At 59.6% G+C, this 17,871-nt stretch carries 17 protein-coding genes and 2 pseudogenes; 16 read left to right on the forward strand and 3 right to left on the reverse strand.

The genetic code is table 11. From position 1 onward, the window contains the following. From NKI85_RS35495 to NKI85_RS35540, 10 genes are all read left to right on the forward strand, one after another. Nucleotides 1–1,234, forward strand: a 1,234-nt coding sequence (locus tag NKI85_RS35495; protein WP_352780488.1) for an aldehyde dehydrogenase family protein, incomplete at its 5' end; no start/stop codon positions are given. A gap of 6 nt (nt 1,235–1,240) precedes the next feature. Further along, a complete protein-coding gene (locus NKI85_RS35500; protein ID WP_352780490.1) occupies nt 1,241–2,785 on the forward strand; it encodes a fumarate hydratase in 1,545 nt (514 codons plus the stop codon). A gap of 504 nt (nt 2,786–3,289) precedes the next feature. Continuing rightward, entirely contained in the window at nt 3,290–3,787 is a 498-nt protein-coding gene (locus tag NKI85_RS35505) for an Lrp/AsnC family transcriptional regulator (RefSeq protein ID WP_352780491.1), read from the forward strand. 419 nt (nt 3,788–4,206) lie between these two features. Next, nucleotides 4,207–6,009, forward strand: a complete 1,803-nt coding sequence (locus NKI85_RS35510) for a ThiF family adenylyltransferase (RefSeq protein WP_352780492.1) — start codon at nt 4,207–4,209, stop codon at nt 6,007–6,009. Then, complete coding sequence (locus NKI85_RS35515; RefSeq protein WP_352780494.1) at nt 6,009–6,503, forward strand: Mov34/MPN/PAD-1 family protein; 495 nt, start codon at nt 6,009–6,011, stop codon at nt 6,501–6,503. The genes NKI85_RS35510 and NKI85_RS35515 overlap by 1 nt, the downstream gene beginning before the upstream one ends. A 964-nt stretch (nt 6,504–7,467) precedes the next feature. Next, a complete protein-coding gene (locus tag NKI85_RS35520) occupies nt 7,468–8,874 on the forward strand; it encodes an aminotransferase (protein ID WP_352780495.1) in 1,407 nt (468 codons plus the stop codon). A 560-nt stretch (nt 8,875–9,434) separates the two neighbouring features. Continuing rightward, nucleotides 9,435–10,163 carry a LuxR family transcriptional regulator gene (locus NKI85_RS35525; protein ID WP_352780496.1) on the forward strand — a complete coding sequence of 243 codons (729 nt, stop codon included), beginning with the start codon at nt 9,435–9,437 and terminating at the stop codon, nt 10,161–10,163. Between the two features lie 90 nt (nt 10,164–10,253). After that, the gene (locus NKI85_RS35530; RefSeq protein WP_352780497.1) at nt 10,254–10,880 is read left to right on the forward strand and encodes an acyl-homoserine-lactone synthase; all 627 of its coding nucleotides are present in this window, start codon (nt 10,254–10,256) and stop codon (nt 10,878–10,880) included. A 34-nt stretch (nt 10,881–10,914) separates the two neighbouring features. Beyond that, a complete protein-coding gene (locus tag NKI85_RS35535; RefSeq protein WP_352453529.1) occupies nt 10,915–11,172 on the forward strand; it encodes a transcriptional regulator domain-containing protein in 258 nt (85 codons plus the stop codon). 58 nt (nt 11,173–11,230) lie between these two features. Beyond that, on the forward strand, nt 11,231–11,725 hold the full coding sequence (locus tag NKI85_RS35540; protein ID WP_352780499.1) for a DNA -binding domain-containing protein: 495 nt from the start codon (nt 11,231–11,233) through the stop codon (nt 11,723–11,725). Nucleotides 11,726–11,737: 12 nt separating this feature from the next. Here the strand turns inward: NKI85_RS35540 and NKI85_RS35545 are convergent, their stop codons facing one another. Further along, nucleotides 11,738–12,013 carry a DNA -binding domain-containing protein gene (locus NKI85_RS35545; protein WP_352780501.1) on the reverse strand — a complete coding sequence of 92 codons (276 nt, stop codon included), beginning with the start codon at nt 12,011–12,013 and terminating at the stop codon, nt 11,738–11,740. Nucleotides 12,014–12,228: 215 nt separating this feature from the next. Between NKI85_RS35545 and NKI85_RS35550 the strand changes: the two genes are divergently transcribed. Beyond that, nucleotides 12,229–12,375 carry a hypothetical protein gene (locus tag NKI85_RS35550; protein ID WP_352780507.1) on the forward strand — a complete coding sequence of 49 codons (147 nt, stop codon included), beginning with the start codon at nt 12,229–12,231 and terminating at the stop codon, nt 12,373–12,375. A gap of 173 nt (nt 12,376–12,548) precedes the next feature. Then, nucleotides 12,549–12,757 (forward strand): annotated as a pseudogene (locus tag NKI85_RS35555) (helix-turn-helix domain-containing protein). Between the two features lie 687 nt (nt 12,758–13,444). On the opposite strand, the gene NKI85_RS35560 reads toward NKI85_RS35555, so the two are convergent. Next, nucleotides 13,445–14,617, reverse strand: a complete 1,173-nt coding sequence (locus NKI85_RS35560) for an IS110 family RNA-guided transposase (protein ID WP_352780503.1) — start codon at nt 14,615–14,617, stop codon at nt 13,445–13,447. Between the two features lie 358 nt (nt 14,618–14,975). Here NKI85_RS35560 and NKI85_RS35565 point away from each other — a divergent pair. After that, nucleotides 14,976–15,173: pseudogene (locus NKI85_RS35565) on the forward strand (ArdC-like ssDNA-binding domain-containing protein); the annotation flags it as partial. 369 nt (nt 15,174–15,542) lie between these two features. On the opposite strand, the gene NKI85_RS35570 reads toward NKI85_RS35565, so the two are convergent. Next, the gene (locus NKI85_RS35570) at nt 15,543–16,223 is read right to left on the reverse strand and encodes an OmpW/AlkL family protein (RefSeq protein WP_352780508.1); all 681 of its coding nucleotides are present in this window, start codon (nt 16,221–16,223) and stop codon (nt 15,543–15,545) included. A 151-nt stretch (nt 16,224–16,374) separates the two neighbouring features. Here NKI85_RS35570 and NKI85_RS35575 point away from each other — a divergent pair, with 151 nt between their 5' ends. From NKI85_RS35575 to NKI85_RS35585, 3 genes are all read left to right on the forward strand, one after another. Further along, nucleotides 16,375–16,539: a hypothetical protein gene (locus NKI85_RS35575; RefSeq protein WP_352780504.1), complete on the forward strand. Its 165-nt coding sequence runs from the start codon at nt 16,375–16,377 to the stop codon at nt 16,537–16,539. Nucleotides 16,540–16,582: 43 nt separating this feature from the next. Continuing rightward, a complete protein-coding gene (locus NKI85_RS35580) occupies nt 16,583–16,771 on the forward strand; it encodes a hypothetical protein (protein WP_352780505.1) in 189 nt (62 codons plus the stop codon). Between the two features lie 634 nt (nt 16,772–17,405). After that, nucleotides 17,406–17,597, forward strand: coding sequence for an iron-sulfur cluster assembly accessory protein (locus NKI85_RS35585; RefSeq protein ID WP_352780506.1), 192 nt, complete (start codon nt 17,406–17,408; stop codon nt 17,595–17,597). Nucleotides 17,598–17,871 lie beyond the last annotated feature (274 nt).

The following is a 17,871-nucleotide window of genomic DNA, read 5'->3' on the forward strand; positions in this document are numbered from 1 at the left end:
TCGTGGCGAGATTCTCGTAGCAGCCGCCAGGATTCTGGCAGCGAAGGTTGAAGCGGCAGCCAGGGACCTGTCAGCAGAACAGGGCAAGACGATCGCCGAAGCGACAGGTGAATACGCGCGCGCTGTCGAAACACTGGAGTGGAACGGCACCCACGCCGAAGAGCTGTCGGCCCCTATTCCGATGGGCCCGAACCGAACGATCGTCCCAGAGCCCCTTGGCGTCGTTGCAGCCTTCACGCCTTGGAACTATCCCGCCGTTCTCATCGCTCGCAAGCTCGCCCCTGCTTTGGCGGCAGGCTGCCCGGTGATCCTCAAAGGGGCTGAAGAGACACCAAGCGCGGCTGTCCATTTCGTCGAAGCCTTGCGACAAGCGGGTATTCCGGACGGCGTGGTCAATCTCGTCTTTGGCGTTCCGGTGCAAATATCCCGGCATCTCCTCAGCTCGCCGATCGTGAAGGTCCTAACGTTCACTGGCTCAACCGAGGTTGGAAAACAGTTGGCTAAGCTCGCCGCGAGAAACTTGCAGCGGTGCATTCTTGAACTCGGTGGACACTCCCCCGTTGTTATATGCGATGATGCCGACTTGGCAAAAGCTATACCGGCAATCACGGAATACAAGTTTGAGTGCGCGGGTCAAAGCTGCAATGCGCCCAGCAGGATCCTCGTCGCGCGGTCTCTCTATGAGGAATTCCTATCGCTGATAACGGAAGCCGCCCGCGAGATCAAGATCGGTCCGCCGGACGACCCTGCGACAGAGATGGGTCCAATGGCAAATGCGCGGCGAATCGAGGCCATGCAGCGTCTGGTCAAGGATGCGGTCGATCGCGGCGCCACCATCAAAACCGGTGGCACCCGCTTCGACCAACCGGGTTTTTACTGGCCGCCAACGATCCTGACAGGCGTGCCAAAAGATGCCAGAGTGCTTCATGACGAGCCGTTCGGACCGATCCTCACCGTGGCGCCGTTCGACACGATCGAGGAGGCGATCGAAGAAGCCAACGCCACTGACTATGGCTTGGCCGCCTATTTCTTCACTGGCGCTGACGATACGAAACGGGCGCTGATCGGCGGTCTTTCGGCCGGCGCTCTCAGTGTAAATTACCTCAAAGGGGTTTCAGCAGATGCGCCGTATGGAGGCGTTAAACAGAGCGGGTATGGATATGAAGGAGGCGAGCAGGGGGTGCGGAGCTTCCAGAGCCTGAAACTGGTCAACGGGTTCGGTTCATTGGGATGAGATTTCGTGAATAGGACAAGACGGAACCTTGCCGGGGAGGATATCACAAAGAGCGTCGCAGACGCCCTTCAGTACATCTCGTATTATCATCCTCCCGACTATATCCGGTACCTTTCGCGGGCATACACTCGCGAACAGAGCCCGGCGGCGAAGAACGCCATCGGGCAGATTCTACTGAACTCCCGCCTGGCGGCCTTCGGACGTCGTCCAATTTGTCAGGATACCGGTCTCGTCGTGGTTTTCGCCAAGGTGGGGATGGGCGTTCGCATCAAGTCTGCGGCCAGTTTCGCTGACCTCGTGAATGATGGCGTCCGCCGGGCATACCTTGACCCCGACAACCCGCTTAGGCCATCGATCGTCGCCGATCCGCTCGCCGGACGGATCAATACCCGCGACAACACGCCCGCGGTCATCCACGTCGACCTCGTGCCCGGGAACGGTATCGAGATTACCATCGCAGCAAAAGGGGGCGGGTCCGAAAACAAGGCGCGTTTCACTACCCTGAACCCCAGTGCGTCCGTTGCCGACTGGGTAGTCGACACCGTTTCGACGCTGGGCAGCGGATGGTGTCCGCCCGGCCTGATCTCGGTCGGCATCGGGGGCAGCGCTGAAAAGGCGATGCTGCTGGCCAAGGAGGCCATGAACGAGCCGATCGACATGTCGGAACTGCTTTCCAGGGGGTCTTCAAACGCGGAGGAGGAACTGAGGATCGAGCTTTATGAGCGAATTAACGCGCTCGGCATTGGCGCCCAGGGCCTTGGTGGTCTGACGACAGTGGTTGACGTCAAGGTAGCGACCTATCCTACACATGTGGCATCCAAGCCGGTGGCATTTATCCCGCAATGCGCCGCTAACCGGCACTTGACGTTTACCTTGGACGGCACAGGACCGGTACAGCTCCAACCGCCCGATCTTTCCGAATGGCCCCAGATCGGTCATGAGGACTTGCATACAACCGGCGTCCGTCGGGTCAATCTCGATGCGCTCACGAAGGAACAGACGGCATCGTGGCGCTGCGGGGAAACCCTTCTTTTGTCCGGAAAGATGTTGACGGGCCGTGACGCCGCCCACCGGCGAATGGTCGACCTGATCGATGCCGGCAAGCCGCTCCCGGTCGATCTGCGGGGACGCGTGATCTACTACGTCGGACCAGTCCGCGCGGTGAGGGATGAGGTCGTCGGGCCTGCTGGCCCAACAACCGCCAGCCGGATGGACGCTTTTGCAGAAAAGATCCTCGCCGAGACCGGGCTCTTCGCGATGCTGGGTAAGGCGGAGAGGGGACCGGCGGCCATCGAGTCGATTGTCAGACACAGGACACCCTATCTCATCGCGGTGGGTGGCGCTGCATACCTGATTTCAAAATCGATCAAGGCGGCGCGGCTCGTGGGCTTTGAAGACCTAGGCATGGAAGCCATCTACGAATTTGAGGTCCAGGACATGCCGGTCATCATGGCTGTCGATATTGAGGGAAACTCCATTCATAATTACGGGCCACTTGAGTGGCGTAAGCGCATGGCGGCCGACAGCATCGCCCGCAGCATCGGCGTTTGAGTCCGCCGGCTGCCCGAATCCGGCCAGACTCCCGCCTTGGATTTTGGACCGTATCGGTAACACAGGCGGCCCTTTGTGGTTTCAGCTCCTCGGCGAGCCAGACAAGAAAGGCTTTCAAGTCGCTCTCGATGCCAACGCTCAATGTAAAGACTGAATCGACCTGCCGTCCTTACGATCGACGCTCAGGGTGCTGCCTAGGGGTGCCAATCGGGTCAAGCACCGGAAAGTACCAAAGAGATGCGCTACTTCATTTACGAGGAGACCGCCGCCGACAGGCCATCACTCCTTTCCAAATGCGTCATCGCCCGGTTGGGTCAGGGGCAATACCCCAACTCTTCTACAGCGTTTTTGCTTGGATCGTTCTCAGTCCCCTGACTTCCACAACCTCGCAGTGAAGCTTGCAGGCCGAGGACGAATGACGCTCACTTTATTCGCTCGCTTCGATTGATGATGGAATTGGTTGGCACTAATTGCGCTGCGACTACCGCTTGAGAGCAAAAGGTCATGAAGTTGAAACCCGATCCGGTGCGACTGGACGCTTGGGATGTCCGGATTCTCTCAGAGATCCAGTCAGATGGTCGGATCTCGAAAAGCGAGCTCGCAAAGCGTGTTCACCTTTCGGCGTCGGCCTGTTCGGAGCGGCTCCGCGTGCTCCAAGCCGCAGGGATCATTGAGGGGTTCTACGCGCGACTAAGTCCAGCCCTCATGGGGGGCATCATCTCTATAATGGTTGAGGTGGTTCTGGATCGCCATCGTCTCGAGGACCAACGGCACTTCGAGACTGCGATCCAACAGATTCCGGAAATCCTGGACTGCTGGGCCATCGGGGGGCGGATCGACTATTTGATGCGCGTTTCATCCCCTTCCATGGCGGCGTATCAGGATTTCATGGAGGGACTCCTGCAGGCAGGATTGGGGATCAACCAATACTACAGCCTTGTCGTGACGAAGCCAGTGAAAGCCAATTCACCGATTCCGTTGTCCTCCTTCAAGCGGAGATGAACTCTAAAGCGTTTTCGTCGGCAATTAGTCCCGATTCCGCGAATTCACCGGTCAGATACGCACATTTCCGCGAAATTCGAGAGGCCGTTGCGCATATAACGAGCCAGTCGACCGAGTGTTCCGCGTCAATTTTTCGGGCGAGAGCAACCAAGCTTTTGAGCAATTTAGTTTCTACGCCCAGGATATAAGCTCAGAAGCACATTATTGCCAACAACCGTTAAGTGCCGGCCCTGCGACAAGCTCACAAAGTATGTGGATATGGAGGCCAATTATGGCTGGAAGACCCGACAACCCCGGAAAGGGACCACCAGATCCCGGAAAAGGACCGCCTCACGGAGTGCCTTCCGGGCCGCCTCACGGTGTTCCGAAGGGGCCGCCTGATCCGCCCATACCCCCGCCGCGCAAGGTGGGATGAGAGGATGGTTGATCCCGATTCATCCATGACGACCCCGGCGCAGCCAGTTCCCCGCTGGGAGAAGCGTTATCCGGGGCGGCTTAAATACGAACTCGACGCGCTGCACGCCGCCGGGATAACGCCTGAGATTGACGAGCCGGCCCTCGCTGCCGGGCGATTGTCGCTCACATTCGACTGGCCGCTCGATACGGCGACGCCCCTTCGGTTGCAGGCTGTCTTTCCCGACGCCTACCCGCACTTTCGGCCTCAGGTCTTTCTGCTCGCCGGCCTGGACCCCCCGCCCGCGCGCCACCGCAGTCCGATCGAGGGCAATCTCTGCCTGCTCGGCCGCGACACCCGGCAGTGGACACCGGGCTGGTCGCTTTGCACGTTGCTCGAAAAGCAGCTCGCCGACTCCGTGCGTGGTACCGGTGAGGAAGACCAGCAGGGCGAGCCTGCCGAATACTGGTGGAACAACCTTGGCGGAAATTCCGGATCTTATTGTCTGATCGACAGCGGCTGGGATGTCGGCGACTCCTCGCAGGGCACATTGCAGCTGCGTTACATCCAAGATCAAACGGTCAAAGTGGAGGCCGAGAACGGTCCAATCCATATTCCGGCGGTCAGGGCATATGTCGAAGAGGTTCGCGCTGAGGATGGCCAAGTGCTTCACCAATGGGCGGGTCCGCTCCCAACCGACCTGGCCGACGCCAAGAATCAGCTGGAGGTTCCGTGGGTAAGATCAAAAGACACGATGCTGCCCGAACCTCAGCTCGACGCACAGCTAAAAAGGCTCCGCCAAGATTACTCATGGCTCCAGCGTACCCGGCCACGAAACTACGGTTCAGGTCTGAAGTTTGACCTCTGCGCACTCGTCTATCCGAGCGAGCTCGCCTTTGGTGAGACGGGCCTCGGCTGGTGCTTCGTCATGGTCTTCGGTCATGCGTACGGCTTTGAGCCGAAGAAGAACAAAGCCCCCAAATCACTGCGTATCACGGCGTTGCCCGTTTTTCGCGCCGGGCCGGGCGACATTGGCTGGCGCGTTCCGGCCGTTGCATTCCTCAAAGACAAGAGGATCCTTGTCGTCGGAGTTGGCGCCGTCGGCGCACCGGTAGCGATCGAACTTGCTCGCAACGGATGCCGCACCCTCGATCTCGTCGAACATGACATTCTTGAGCCCGGAAACACGATCCGCTGGCCGCTGGGCGCAGCCGCCTGGGGTCAACGCAAGGCAGACGCCTTGCAGGCTTTTCTCGCTCGCCAGTATCCGGCAACCGAAGTCCGCAGCCATTCGCATTTTATAGGTATTGCGGCGCAGGCTCTGAGCGATCCGGGTGACGACGATATCCTCGACTCGCTCATCAGGGACGCCGATCTCGTTATCGATGGCAGCGCTTCGCACGGCGTTACAACGCTGCTGGATGACCGCTGCCGAAGCGCAGCCGTTCCCCTCGTAAGCTTGTCCGCGACGCCGACGCTGGAGGGCGGCACCGTTGTCCGGCACGTCCGCGAAAGCGGCTGCCCGAACTGCCTTTTGCACGCATGGCACAAGCACGAGATCGAACCCCCGCCAGGACAGGATGCCGGTGACGAGGCCCTGACCCAGCCGGCGGGGTGCAGCGAGCGCACATTCACCGGTGCCGACTATGATCTGCAGGAACTTTCGCTGCAGGCGGTGAGGCTGGCCATCGATACCCTCTCGGGTAAGGCGGACGATGGTTCGGTCGTGCAGACACTCAGCTTTGTTGATGATGAACGAGCGCGCTGTCCGCCGCGCTGGCGTGTCGATTCGCTGCCCAAACATCCGGACTGCCGGGGCGGGCATTGATGTTGCCGGATGTTGATGTCTGGCTGCCTAACACCGTGACTCAGGAATGCGCGGTTGAAGCCGACACCAAACTCCCATTAGAGACCGGCGGCACTTTCATGGGCTGGTGGTTGAATCCTGATACCGCCGTCGTAACCGCCATGATTGGTCCCGGACCCGGCGCCCTTCACGAGCGCTTCCGGTTCCAGCCGGATCAGCAATGGCAGCTTGAGCAGATTGCCGCCCAATATGAGCGTTCGGGTCGCCGCGAGACTTACCTCGGCGACTGGCATAGCCACCCCGGCGCTTCGAGCGGCGCGCTGAGTTGGACCGACCGCGGCGTCCTTCGCCGCGTTATCGCCACACCAGAAGCCCGCTGCGCAATGCCGCTGATGATGATTCTATGGGGTTCTTCCGGCACATGGCAGCTGACGGCGTGGCGAGCACAAACGGTGCCGCGGGTGGTGCTCTGGGACAAGCTGCATCTCGATCCGGTGCAGATAAGGGCCTTTTGAAATCTCCGCACACGCAGATGCCAGCGGCTTGATGAAAGGCATGACCTGGCATCCGCTTCGGTCAGGCGATGATCCGGCCAACCTGCGCGAGGAACGGCCTGCCCGACAGCGTGGGCTGCAGCGGGTGAAGTCGCAAACGGCCGCGCCCGCCGGCGTGGACCCGCTGCATTGGCTGCTCCTGACCACCCGTGCGGGAACCTGCTCCGCCGGGGCCTGGCCGATTGTCGCTTGTACACGCAGCGCTGGTTGATCGAGCAGTTCTTCCCGAGTGATGAAGACCCAGGGCTTGAAGATCGAGACAGCCAGTTGCAATCGGGACAGATGGAAGCGTCTACTGCTGTGTGGACACGGTGTCGAGCCTTGGCGAGCCCGTCCAAATCTATGCGAAAGAAGAATCTAGAGCACGTCCTGGGATCGTAAGTCGATCGTGATGTGAAGAGGGGACCTTTGCTGCTCGATGAGGAGACTGCGGAGGGTCTTCTCGAGCATGCTTCCCCTGCCGCCCGACTCAGCGATCCCGACGCCTTCATAACGCTGCGAATCTGCTTTGAGAGGGATGGCAATCCTGAATAGCCCAAGGCGTGCCGCCACGAGCGTGCGCATCACTATATCCCCGAAAATATTCTGGCGACACGAAGAACGGATCGCGGAAGTTCTATTGGGCTGCTGGAGGGGGATCTTCGGACAGCGCCTCTCGTAAAACCGTCCCCGGGTTATGGGGTACCTTCGCAGACATCCGCCGAAGAACAGAACACGGCGGCGGCCACACTGATCCCTTATCCGCCTCAAGGAGAAGGTAAACTCCAGAAACCTTGGTTTTCACTGCGTTCGAGGCCGATTTTCGCGAATTCGTCGGCTAAAGACGTGCATTCCCGCGAAACTCGAGAGGTATTTGCGGGTACGCTTGTTTTCAATAGGCGGCTGGGTGAGTGTCTTCTGCCTACTGCTCGCGAGGAGAGGAACTATGAGCTTGAGCAATTTGGGGACTGAGCAGCTGCGGGAGAAGGACCGAAGCTTCGTCTTTCATCCGTCTACACACTTGGCCAAGCACAGCCGCGGCGAGACGCCAAACCGGATCATGGCCGGTGCAGAAGGCGTGTACATCTGGGATACCGACGGCCGAAAGAGCCTTGACGGTTTCGGAGGGCTTTACTGCGTCAATATGGGATACGGCTGCACGGAGATTGCGGAGGCCATCGCGCGTCAAGCGCACGAGTTGCCGTTCGCCCATGTCTATGCGAGCCAGGGAACCGAGCCAGTCGCACTCTTGGCAGAGGCCGTGGTCGAATATTTCGGCCAAAACATGCGAAGGGTTTTTTTCGGCCTCTCCGGATCCGACGCCAACGAAACCAACATCAAGCTGGTCTGGTACTACAACAACATTCTCGGCCGCCCTGAAAAGAAGAAGATCATCTCGCGCAATCGCGGATATCACGGGTCAGGGCTGGTCACCGGCAGTCTTACAGGCCTTGCCTTCTTTCACGATTTTTTCGACCTGCCGCTGGACTTGGTGCGCCATACCACCACGCCGCACCATTACAGGCAGGCGCATGATGGCGAAAATGAGAAAGCGTTCTCCAGGCGCTGCGCTAACGAACTTGAAGCCCTTATCCTCGCTGAAGGCCCGGAGACGGTTGCAGCCTTCATTGGAGAGCCGGTACTTGGAACCGGCGGCATCGTTCCGCCACCTGAGGGATACTGGACTGCGATTCAGGGGGTGCTTGACAAGTACGATATCCTTCTTATCGCCGATGAAGTGGTCTGCGGCTTCGCGCGAACCGGTGAGAAATTCGGATCCCACCTCTATGGCATGCGCCCGGATTTCGTAACCATCGCCAAGGGCTTGAGTTCCGCCTACCTGCCTATCTCCGGTTCGATTATCGGTGACCGGGTCTGGTCGGTTTTGGAACAAGGGACGGAAAAGCACGGCCCACTCGGCCATGGCTGGACATATTCCGGTCACACGCTTTGCGCGGCGGCCGCGCTTGCTAATATAAAATTGCTAAAGGAAAGAAATATCCTGGAACATGTTCGGGACGTCGGACCCTATTGGCAAGCCCGCATGAAAGCCGAACTGGAGCGTCATCCCATTGTTGGCGAGGTTCGCGGCGTTGGCATTCTATCCGCCGTGGAGCTGATGCGGGATCCGAAGGGGCGGGTACCATTTGAACCCGGACTTCAGGTCGGCGTGCGCGCCGCCGCTGCTCTGTTTGAAAATGGTGTCATAGGCCGCGCGATGCCACATGGCGATATCCTCGGCTTCGCCCCACCTCTGATCATTACCCGAAAAGAGATCGACATCATCGTCGACGCAACCGCGAAATCAGTCAATACGACCTATCGCGCGCTGAAGGCGGAGGGCGCGATATGATCTGACGTGACGGATGAGGGCCACCCACCCGGATCGACCAGGATTTCACGTCCGGCTGCCCTGTGGCGTCATTAGCTGGCGCGCGCAAAGGCACGCTCTTCGCTTTTAAGGCAGCTTGCATGAGGGAGTGCGAGCCGATGCCGAAAATGCGACGCAAATCTCGAAACACAATACCGCGTTCGCGTCCGAGACGGCAACGTAGGCTGTGCAAGAATCGTAGAGGTGACGCTCTCAGAGACGGTCGCCGATGTGAAATTTTCCGTGAGGTTGAGCTCTTCCATGGAGACAGTCTCAACAGCGCGCAAACAGACACCCCGACTGTGATGAAGTGCAAACCCAAGAGGACAACTGTCACCTGCTAACAGATGACGCTGGAATGAGGTCTCGGTGTCGATGAGAGCGCCGTCGAAGCACATATCGCCCTCCCAAGGCGCACCGGCCCGGCACGGAGCTCAGTCTCCTGCCGGGCCTTCTTCCCTCAATGGCTGCGCTTTGGTCGACCCATCTGGGCTCCGATATGTGGGGCCAGAAGCCGTGGGCGAAGTCACGGCAGTTTAGCTATGCAAGACGTTTTTCATAGATTCGTAGAGCAAATCGCAGACAGCGCTGACGCGACGGACCTGCGCAACGCATTGGGGGAGATTGCCTCTTCTCTCGATTTGCCGTCATTTGCCTATCTTTTCCCTTCGCCTGGCAAGGGCCGCAAGGTGCGCCTGATTTCCACCTACCCTCAATCCTGGACATCTCACTACCTTCACAGTCGGTATGAAAAGATTGACCCGGTTATCCATCAGGCGCGTGGTGGTCAGGAACCATTCAACTGGGATGCGCACGGTGCTGATCTCGAACTATCGACGCAGCAGCGACAATTGATGGATGAGGCGACGCAATTCGGCATTCGATGCGGCTTCACGATCCCGATCCATGACAGCGGTGGCCTGTTTGCAGCACTGACCTTCGCCTCCGATGAGAGGCAACCACTGTTCTTCCGCATGATCGACCGATATGACCGCGCGCTCGAGCTCATCGCGATCTTCTTCCATCTTCATGCCTGTCGAAAGCTGGCCGACGGCAGGATCGTGGATGGCGTTACCCTATCTCGAAGGGAAATCGAGTGTCTGAAGTGGGCGGCTCGCGGAAAGACGGCGTGGGAGATCGGCCGCATCTTGGGAATCAGTCGGCACACCGCAGCCTATCATCGGGATAACGCCAGGAAAAAGCTTGGCGTGAAGACGGTTATTCAGGCGGCCGTTCGGCTTGCACTATCCCGGCCATCTTTCTTCACCTGATCTCCAAACCTGGGCACATACACAGGTTGTATCAAATCCGGCCTTTGCCTTCAATCGCAGGTGTTATCCATGCGAGGGAGAAAGGCCATCATGATGCAGTTGATCACGCCGGATTGCTACGCTGAGTTCAGCGACGAGCTCGAGCAGATGCACCGCTTGCGGTATCGCGTCTTCAGGGATCGACTTGATTGGGACGTTTCGTTCAGCGGCGGCTATGAGGTCGATCCGTTCGACGCTCTTCGTCCTCACTACCTGTTGCTGCGTGCGCTCACCGGGCGCATCGACGGTTGCGTGCGCCTGTTGCCGACCACCGGACCGACGATGCTGCGCGACAGCTTCTGCGCTCTCCTTGCAGACCGTTCGGCGCCGGAAGATCCGCGGGTTTGGGAAAGCAGCCGTTTTGCGCTTGATCTGCCGCCTTCCACGCCGAAACAGGCGGGCATCGCTATTGGCACCTACGAGCTGTTTGCCGGGATGGTCGAGTTTGGGTTGTCACGCGGTCTGCGCAGCATCGTTACCGTAACGGATCTGCGCATAGAGCGGATCTTGCGTCGCGCCGGCTGGCCACTCGAACGGCTGTCCGATCCGCAAACAATAGGCAACACGCGCGCCGTTGCCGGATATCTCGACGTCTCAACAGAGAGCTTGGAAGCCCTCCGTCGCAATGGCGGACTCAAGGGCCCGGTACTGTGGACACCGGTCATGAAGATCGCCTGAGCCTGGAATCCAACCCTTTCCTGGAAACGAAGCAATGGACGAAATAATACCTGGCCCTGCCTGGCCGGACAGGCAAGATGATGGTGACTATGGCTATGTCGAGCGGCTGACCAGCCGAGGCTGGGCCTGGGAATTCCTCAGGCGCAATCCGGACTTCCAGAAGGATCTGGCGAACGCGCTGCGCGGTGCCGAACGCACGAACGCCCGGTCCGTGGATATTATCAGCCTGCCGTCGACCCCTGTTGATTTCTCGCGATGGGGCCTTCTGTTTTGCAAGCTCGAAAGGAACTGATGCGAGCGTCTTTTGGTGCCCGTCGCAATGTCCGCATGTTTTGCCGGTTGCTGCCGAAATGGCGGCGCGGCCGCGCGGGGTCGACGTGCTCGATCTCGCCGCGCTCTCCTGCCGCATCTCTATACTCGTCACACTGGACGGGCAGCAGCACGTCCTAGTCGAGGATCGTGGCAGGAGCTTGCAGCTGGCTGTTTCCGGCGAGAGCCTCCTTGAACCTGCGCGATTGACGTCCACCGTCTTCTGGCCGCCTGAGGAACTAAAGCAACGCCTGAACGCGCTGGAATGTCTGAACAGCCTCCGTTCGACCGGCAGGCTGCAACCAACATTCTTTCCGACCGAGCCCCGTTGCTCGCGGTTGCGCCGAGTGTTGCGTGCGCTCGACGGCTCCATCGCTGGCGCACCACACCGCGAAATCGGCCTTGCCCTCTTCGGCAGAGCCCGCGTCGAGCAGGACTGGGCCGACCCCGGTGACCATCTTCGCGACGGCGTCCGCCGTGCAGTCAGACGCGGGCGCTCGCTTATGAACGGTGGGTATAAGCGGTTTCTTCTATAGCGATCGTCACCATCAGGCCTCTTGGCCAGAGAACAGCTCTTTGTACCCGGCGATCACCAGCCAGTGGGCGCGCGCGAGATGGCTGCGAACGGCCTTTTGGGCGCGAGCTGGCTCTCGCACTGGATCAATGCCCAATATCGCCTGCGCCATCTCTTCTTCGCTGGCATTGCCGGCGCATGCGTCTATGAGTCTCAGATAGATCCTGAAGTGCTCATTGTCATAACCGGTCAGGCTCTCCGCCCAGGGGACCTCGTCGGCAACAGCAGGTTGGAGCAATCTGTCTTCCATCTCATATCTCGCTATGAATTATCCCGCGTCCGCCTTTGACTGGACAATATCCTAAAATGGGATAATCCGAAACTGGGATTAGTCGGTGAGCCAGTTCTTCCTGGCCGGTTCGTCTGATGCCGAAATCCCTTCGATCACCTCGCCAGCGTTGGCTGCTGAAAAGGTTGATAGCGGCGCGCAAAAATAACGGATTCACCCAGAGCCAGGTTGCTGAAATGCTAACCCGCCCGCAGTCGTTCGTCGCCAAGTATGAGGGTGGTGAACGTGGGCTGGACGTAATTGAGTTTCTCGACGTGACCGAGGCTCTCAAAATCGATCCTTGCGAGCTTCTGGCACAAATGCGTCGCTCTCGTGGCCTATAGGTGGCGTCGCACTTTGTTGGGTGTCAAACTTCACGATTTCCGTCCTTGAGTTCTCGGATCAGCGGGATTTGCGCTCGCTAAAGTGATGCCGTGCAGCCGCTCCCCTTTGTTGTCTCTGATTTTTGTAGAGAATCCTCCGTGGTGAAATCCTCGACAAGAGGTGCTTCTCGTGCATGGAAATCCGAGAGGTCTTTGCCCGCAATCTGCGTAGGCAGCGCCAAAACTTGTCGCAGGAAGCGCTGGCGCATGAGGCTGGCGTCGACCGAACATATGTCAGCGCACTCGAGCGCCGGTCTATGCCGCCAGCGTTGATATGGTGGCAAAAGTCGCCAGAGTGCTCGGAATCGAGCCGGCCGATTTACTCAACCCTCATTCTGAATAGATCTGGGAGCAGGGACGAAACCGCGGTTGATGAGACTAGACCAGAAGGTTTCCAGGCATTTCATGCTCCTAACAGGAGCGCCGCGCGCCTTACCGCGCGCACCGGGTGCGCGTGAACCGAGCCCGCTTTTCTTTGGCAAGCTCAGGCGGTCTCGGCCATTCGGCTTCGCCCCTTGGCGTGGGCAGCCCTTCGGGCTGTGACGGCCGCCGCCCTTGCGGGCGGCGGGGTTTGTCGGTTGGCCTTTCCCGGTGGCGCGGGGTGGGCGGCACTCCCTTCTAGGCCCGCCGCGGCAGCCCGCAACCCTTCGCGTGCCGCTCAGGGTCCTCCTCTTCGTTCCGGTCCTTCGGATGCGGTCCGCCTACCACGGCGGGCCTTTCCGGTCGCGACTCGCCGCCCACCCCGCTCACATGGGGACTTTGTCGTCAAGGCTGTCTTCGCATATCAACCTCAATGCGTTGTGATCCAAGGTCCGAGCCTGTCGTCTTGGCGCGGTGACAACACCGGTCCAAACTCACATACGGTCGCTGCACAGTGGCAGCTGCACCAACATCCCGCTTTCGTCGGTAAGGCTCAGGGGAACGCGACCAATCTTCCGGGCGGCATTTTGGGCCAAGTGGGGTGGGAGGTTCGTTCGCCCCGGATCGGCCGGGAGCGATCAATCCCGGCGGATGGAAGAAAGTACGTTGATCATGCCGGCTTCATGACAGCGCCCTCAATGACAGCACCATGATGAACATACTTCCACAGCGCGATCAGAAGTTTTCTCGCCAGCGCAATGATGGCCGGCTTGCGGCGCCTGCCACCGTCGAGCGCGACCCGCTCCTGGAACCATTGTGCCAAAGCCGATCGCGGTTGATGCAAGAGCCAGAACCACGACAATTGCACCATCACGGTCCTCAGCCTCGGATTGCCCGCCTTCGATACGCCCTGTTCCCGGCTGATCGATCCGCTTTGCCATGGTGTCGGTGTCAGACCGGCATAGGAGGCAAGCTGCCTTCGGTTCGCGAACTCGCGATACAGTCCCTCGCACCACAGCACCTCGGCAAAGTCCGCCCCCACGCCGCGCAGTTGCTTGAGCATCGACATTCCATGGGCGACCGTTGACGGGTCGCATTCATTGCGGGCCACTTCGTCACGCGCTGCCTCCACGTCCTTGATCTGCCGAAGCAGGAGCTCGATCCGGTCCAGTGCACGCACAATCTCCGCTTTGAGATTCGGCGGTAGTTCACGACCGTCTCCGGTCCTGAGTTCTTCCAGTCTAGTGCGCCGGTCCCGCTTCAGCGGCTCAAATCCAATGATGCCCTGTGAGAACAAGAGCCCTTTGACCCGGTTCACGATCTTTATCCGCTCCGCGATGAGAGCGCGTCGCTCACGGCTGTTGCGCTTTCTGTCCTCTTGCTCGGGCGATGGCGGAACGACCATGGCGCAGACCCGCGGTTCGCCGCGCTCGTGAGCAAGCAGGGCGCGAAGGAGGGTCTCGCCGTCCAGCTTGTCTGTCTTTGCCCGGCGTTTCCTGCGTGACGTGGCGATGGATGCTGCATCAACCACATGGCTTTCGATGCCGTCACGCTCGAGGATCCGATGTATCCAGAAGCCGTCTAGGCCAGCCTCCTGGATTGCGATCACCGGCACGTCACGGCTCGTTCTGCGCCGAACCGTCGCCTTCAGCTGGCGGACAAGGTCCAACAAGCCGGCCGTATCGCCTGCTTTGACGACGCGCTTTGACATCTTCTCTCCGTTGCACGGCAACAAGCTTGTCACCAACCAGGTCGAGCGACTGAGTTCCAGGGACAGGAAGATAGCACCGAGCGTCGTATGGACCGCACCGGTTTCATTCTCAGTCGCGTTTTCAGTCTTCATGTGTCTGGTTCCTTCAAGTTCTTCACGAGCAATGTGCCGGTCAAAGCGAGTTGATCGCAGCTGCGGTCATCGCTTCGCGATGCGGTTTGATTGGTGCCTGCCCCCGTTTCGCGGGGTGGGCGACGCTCCTTTCTAGGCCCGCTGCGGCGTGCCGCAACGCTCGCTCCGCTCGCATCCTCCACTCCGTTCCGGCCCTTCGGGTGCGGCCCGCCTCATTCAGCGGGCCAAGCCAGTCGCGTTCTGCCGCCCACCCCACTCAACGGGGGCAGGCACGCGAGATTGGGATCGAGCGTTGCCGCAGCCGCCCATGGGATCTTCCGGGGAAAGGCGCGGCGATTGGCGAGCGGAGGATGAGACGATGCATGCAAACAGCAAGCGTTGTGCCAGCACAGAGGCTGGCGCAGGCAAGGGCGGGCGCCCCGGCGCCAGCCTTTATCAGGAGATCACCGACCGCATCATTGCCGAGCTGGAGCGCGGCACCGTGCCATGGGTCAAGCCATGGGGCAGGGCAAAGGCAGGCCTTGGCCTGCCGAGGAATGCGTCCACTGGGCGCCAGCCACCGCTCCTGCAGCAAAAGAACAGCAGCTGTCGCAGCATGGCTGAACAAGGCGTCTTGTCGGCGTCGAGGAGCTCCGTGCTCGCCTTACGCAGGCGCATAGCTCTGACATGACGTCCGGGAGACTGATGTCCCCATCAACGATACCCAACAGCCATCCTGATCCGAAGCGCATCTAAGCACGTCCATTTCAGGCGTTAGTCGAGGCCGCATTGACCAGGGGTACCTTCTTGGTCCGCTGGAGGAGGGCGGCCGCCCTCGACAACGGCTTCTTCAAGTGTCGCCCGTGCAGGGACGACCGTAAAAAAGGGCGCACGAGGCGCCCTTCATTTCCGATCGGCTATCAGCAGCCGCCTTCACCTTTCTTTGTTAGAAGCGGTAGGTGACACCTGCGCCTATCAACCAGGGATCGAGCTCCGCCTTTCCCGTCAGCTTCGCGCCGTCGACCGTGACGTCGAAGTCTGGCTTGAGGAAAAGCTTCTTCACGTCGAAGTTGACGCCCCAGTGCTGATCCACCATGTAGTCGAATCCGACCTGCAGCGCGGTGCCGAACGTATTCTTAACCTTGAGAGCATCGGCACTGCCGGCACCCTGGTTATAAAAGATCGTGTAGTTCACGCCGGCACCGACATAGGGCTTGAACGCGCCGAAATCGGTAAAATGATACTGCAATGTGAGCGTGGGCGGCAGCAGCCAAACCTTGCCGATATTGCCCAGCCCGCCGATCGTACCTTGGCCCCCGATGTTAGCATAGGTGGTGCCGAGTATGAGCTCGGCGGCGATGTTGTCCGTGAAGAAATAGGAGATATCGAGTTCCGGCGTCACGGTGTTCGAATACGAAAGATCGGAGCCGGGCACTGCATTGACGTAGCCCGAATCCTCAGTGACGACCCCCAACGCACGCAGGCGGATCTGCCAAGGGCTTGGCGCTTCCGTGACCGAGGCTCCCGCCTGCGGGACGCTCGCCGCTTGCGCAAGGTCCGCCGCGACGGCCTGCTGTCCCATCACAACGAGGACAACGGCCGCTGTTACTCCCCGCGCCGCGCGCATTCGGTTTCTCGCCATGATATTTCTCCTTGCTCTTCAGAAATGTGGACTGAATTACGAAAAATCTTGCTCGAATTGCTTGATATTGGCGGAGCGCTCGTGCCCAGTTTGCTTCGCGGCTGCGACCGCATGTTTCGGCGCGCATGATCATGGAATGATTTCTCCTCTGTCCGTGCCGCAGCGCGTTTTGCGGACTGCGTTGCAGGTGCCGTGCCAAGTGAGAAAATCATTTCAGAACAACGCGATCACCCTGATGGCGCTGTGTCTCATGTCCGACATCGTCGAAGATCCGACAACGAATGCAGCCGTGACCGCCTGATAGAACGTCCTGTGCGAGCTCGGTGGGCACTGCGGAACAAGCAGTGAAGCTCACCGCGGAACTGGCCGAGCTTCGGATCGACATCGGCGACGGGGCGATCGACGACTACTACGTCGCCGTGTCGAGCGCGGCTGGCGATCATCGAATAACTGCGTTTACGACGGCTCCATCCTGGCCCACCAGTGGGCGCGCGAAAGACTGCTTTGCGGCCTCATCCCTCCGCCTGGATTGAGTCGCAGGGACCGAATGGCGCACGTGCTTTTGGAACCGGCAGAGTGGCCATAACGCAATTGTCTTCCGGCTATCTTTACAGAGATTCGACAATCCAGTTGGTGAAGGTCCCATATCGCGCAAAGCAGTGATGCGCTTAGGTCTGGGCATGCGCCCATCCGCAATCATCTCATCAAGAGCATCGATCCGACACCAACATAGAGAATTGCTTCCCCCTGAGAGAGGCCTCGCGGCGGACATGAGATACTCTTCATGATCGCGGCCTCCGAGGATGTCGGGATCGAGCCAGTGCAACGGCACGATAGGGCGAAGGATCTGGCAGCTCTTGCAACTGCCGACCTCGATGGGAGAGGCACATCGCGATCTGTCCGGCAGAGACACAAGGTTCTGCACTGTCCGTTCATGAAGACGTCGTGCTGGTCTCCATAAGAGAAGTATTCTGGTGCAGAAAGTGCCCGATTAGCTATTCGGAAAAGGCGACATCGACGTGCAAATCGAGCGCCGCCGTGAGGCGTCCCTCAATGTCGGATTTCCGACAGGATCGAAAATCCGCCAACCCATTGATAAATAAAGTTTTCCTTCTCTGGCACGGCCCATGCATGGGGTTCTGCGAACGCATCAGCGAGACCTCCTCCATGATCATGCGCACCGAAAATACCGTCGCCGCAGTGAAACCCGCGCTCTTGCCTGCCACCAAGCCGGCGAAAGGCCGGCGCGTCATGGTCGAGGCGGGCGACTCGGCCGGCTTCAAACACCTGATGAGCCTGGAAAGCGTCTCGCGTAACGGCGACGCGGTCATCGAGGCGGGCGGAAAGGATATACGTTGATGCCCCCAACCCACGTCCCCGGCATGACCCGTCGATTGTCACCGCGCTGGAATGCTCGGGTCTACATTCGACAACCCGCAGGACAATTCTCGCAAATCCGGTCGGCACCGGGGATCGAAACGTCCGCGAGGAAGCCCAATGGCTATGGCCGATATTCGCCGCGAACAAGCGCCTAGTCCCTATGATTGCTGGGCCTGAGGGCGGCCCGTCATCCGATATGCAACGGTACGAGGGTTAAGCCGGCTGGCCGGCGCAGAGCCTCATGCATAGGAGA

The sequence above is a fragment of the Mesorhizobium sp. M0571 genome (assembly GCF_040320985.1).
Classification (GTDB): domain Bacteria; phylum Pseudomonadota; class Alphaproteobacteria; order Rhizobiales; family Rhizobiaceae; genus Mesorhizobium.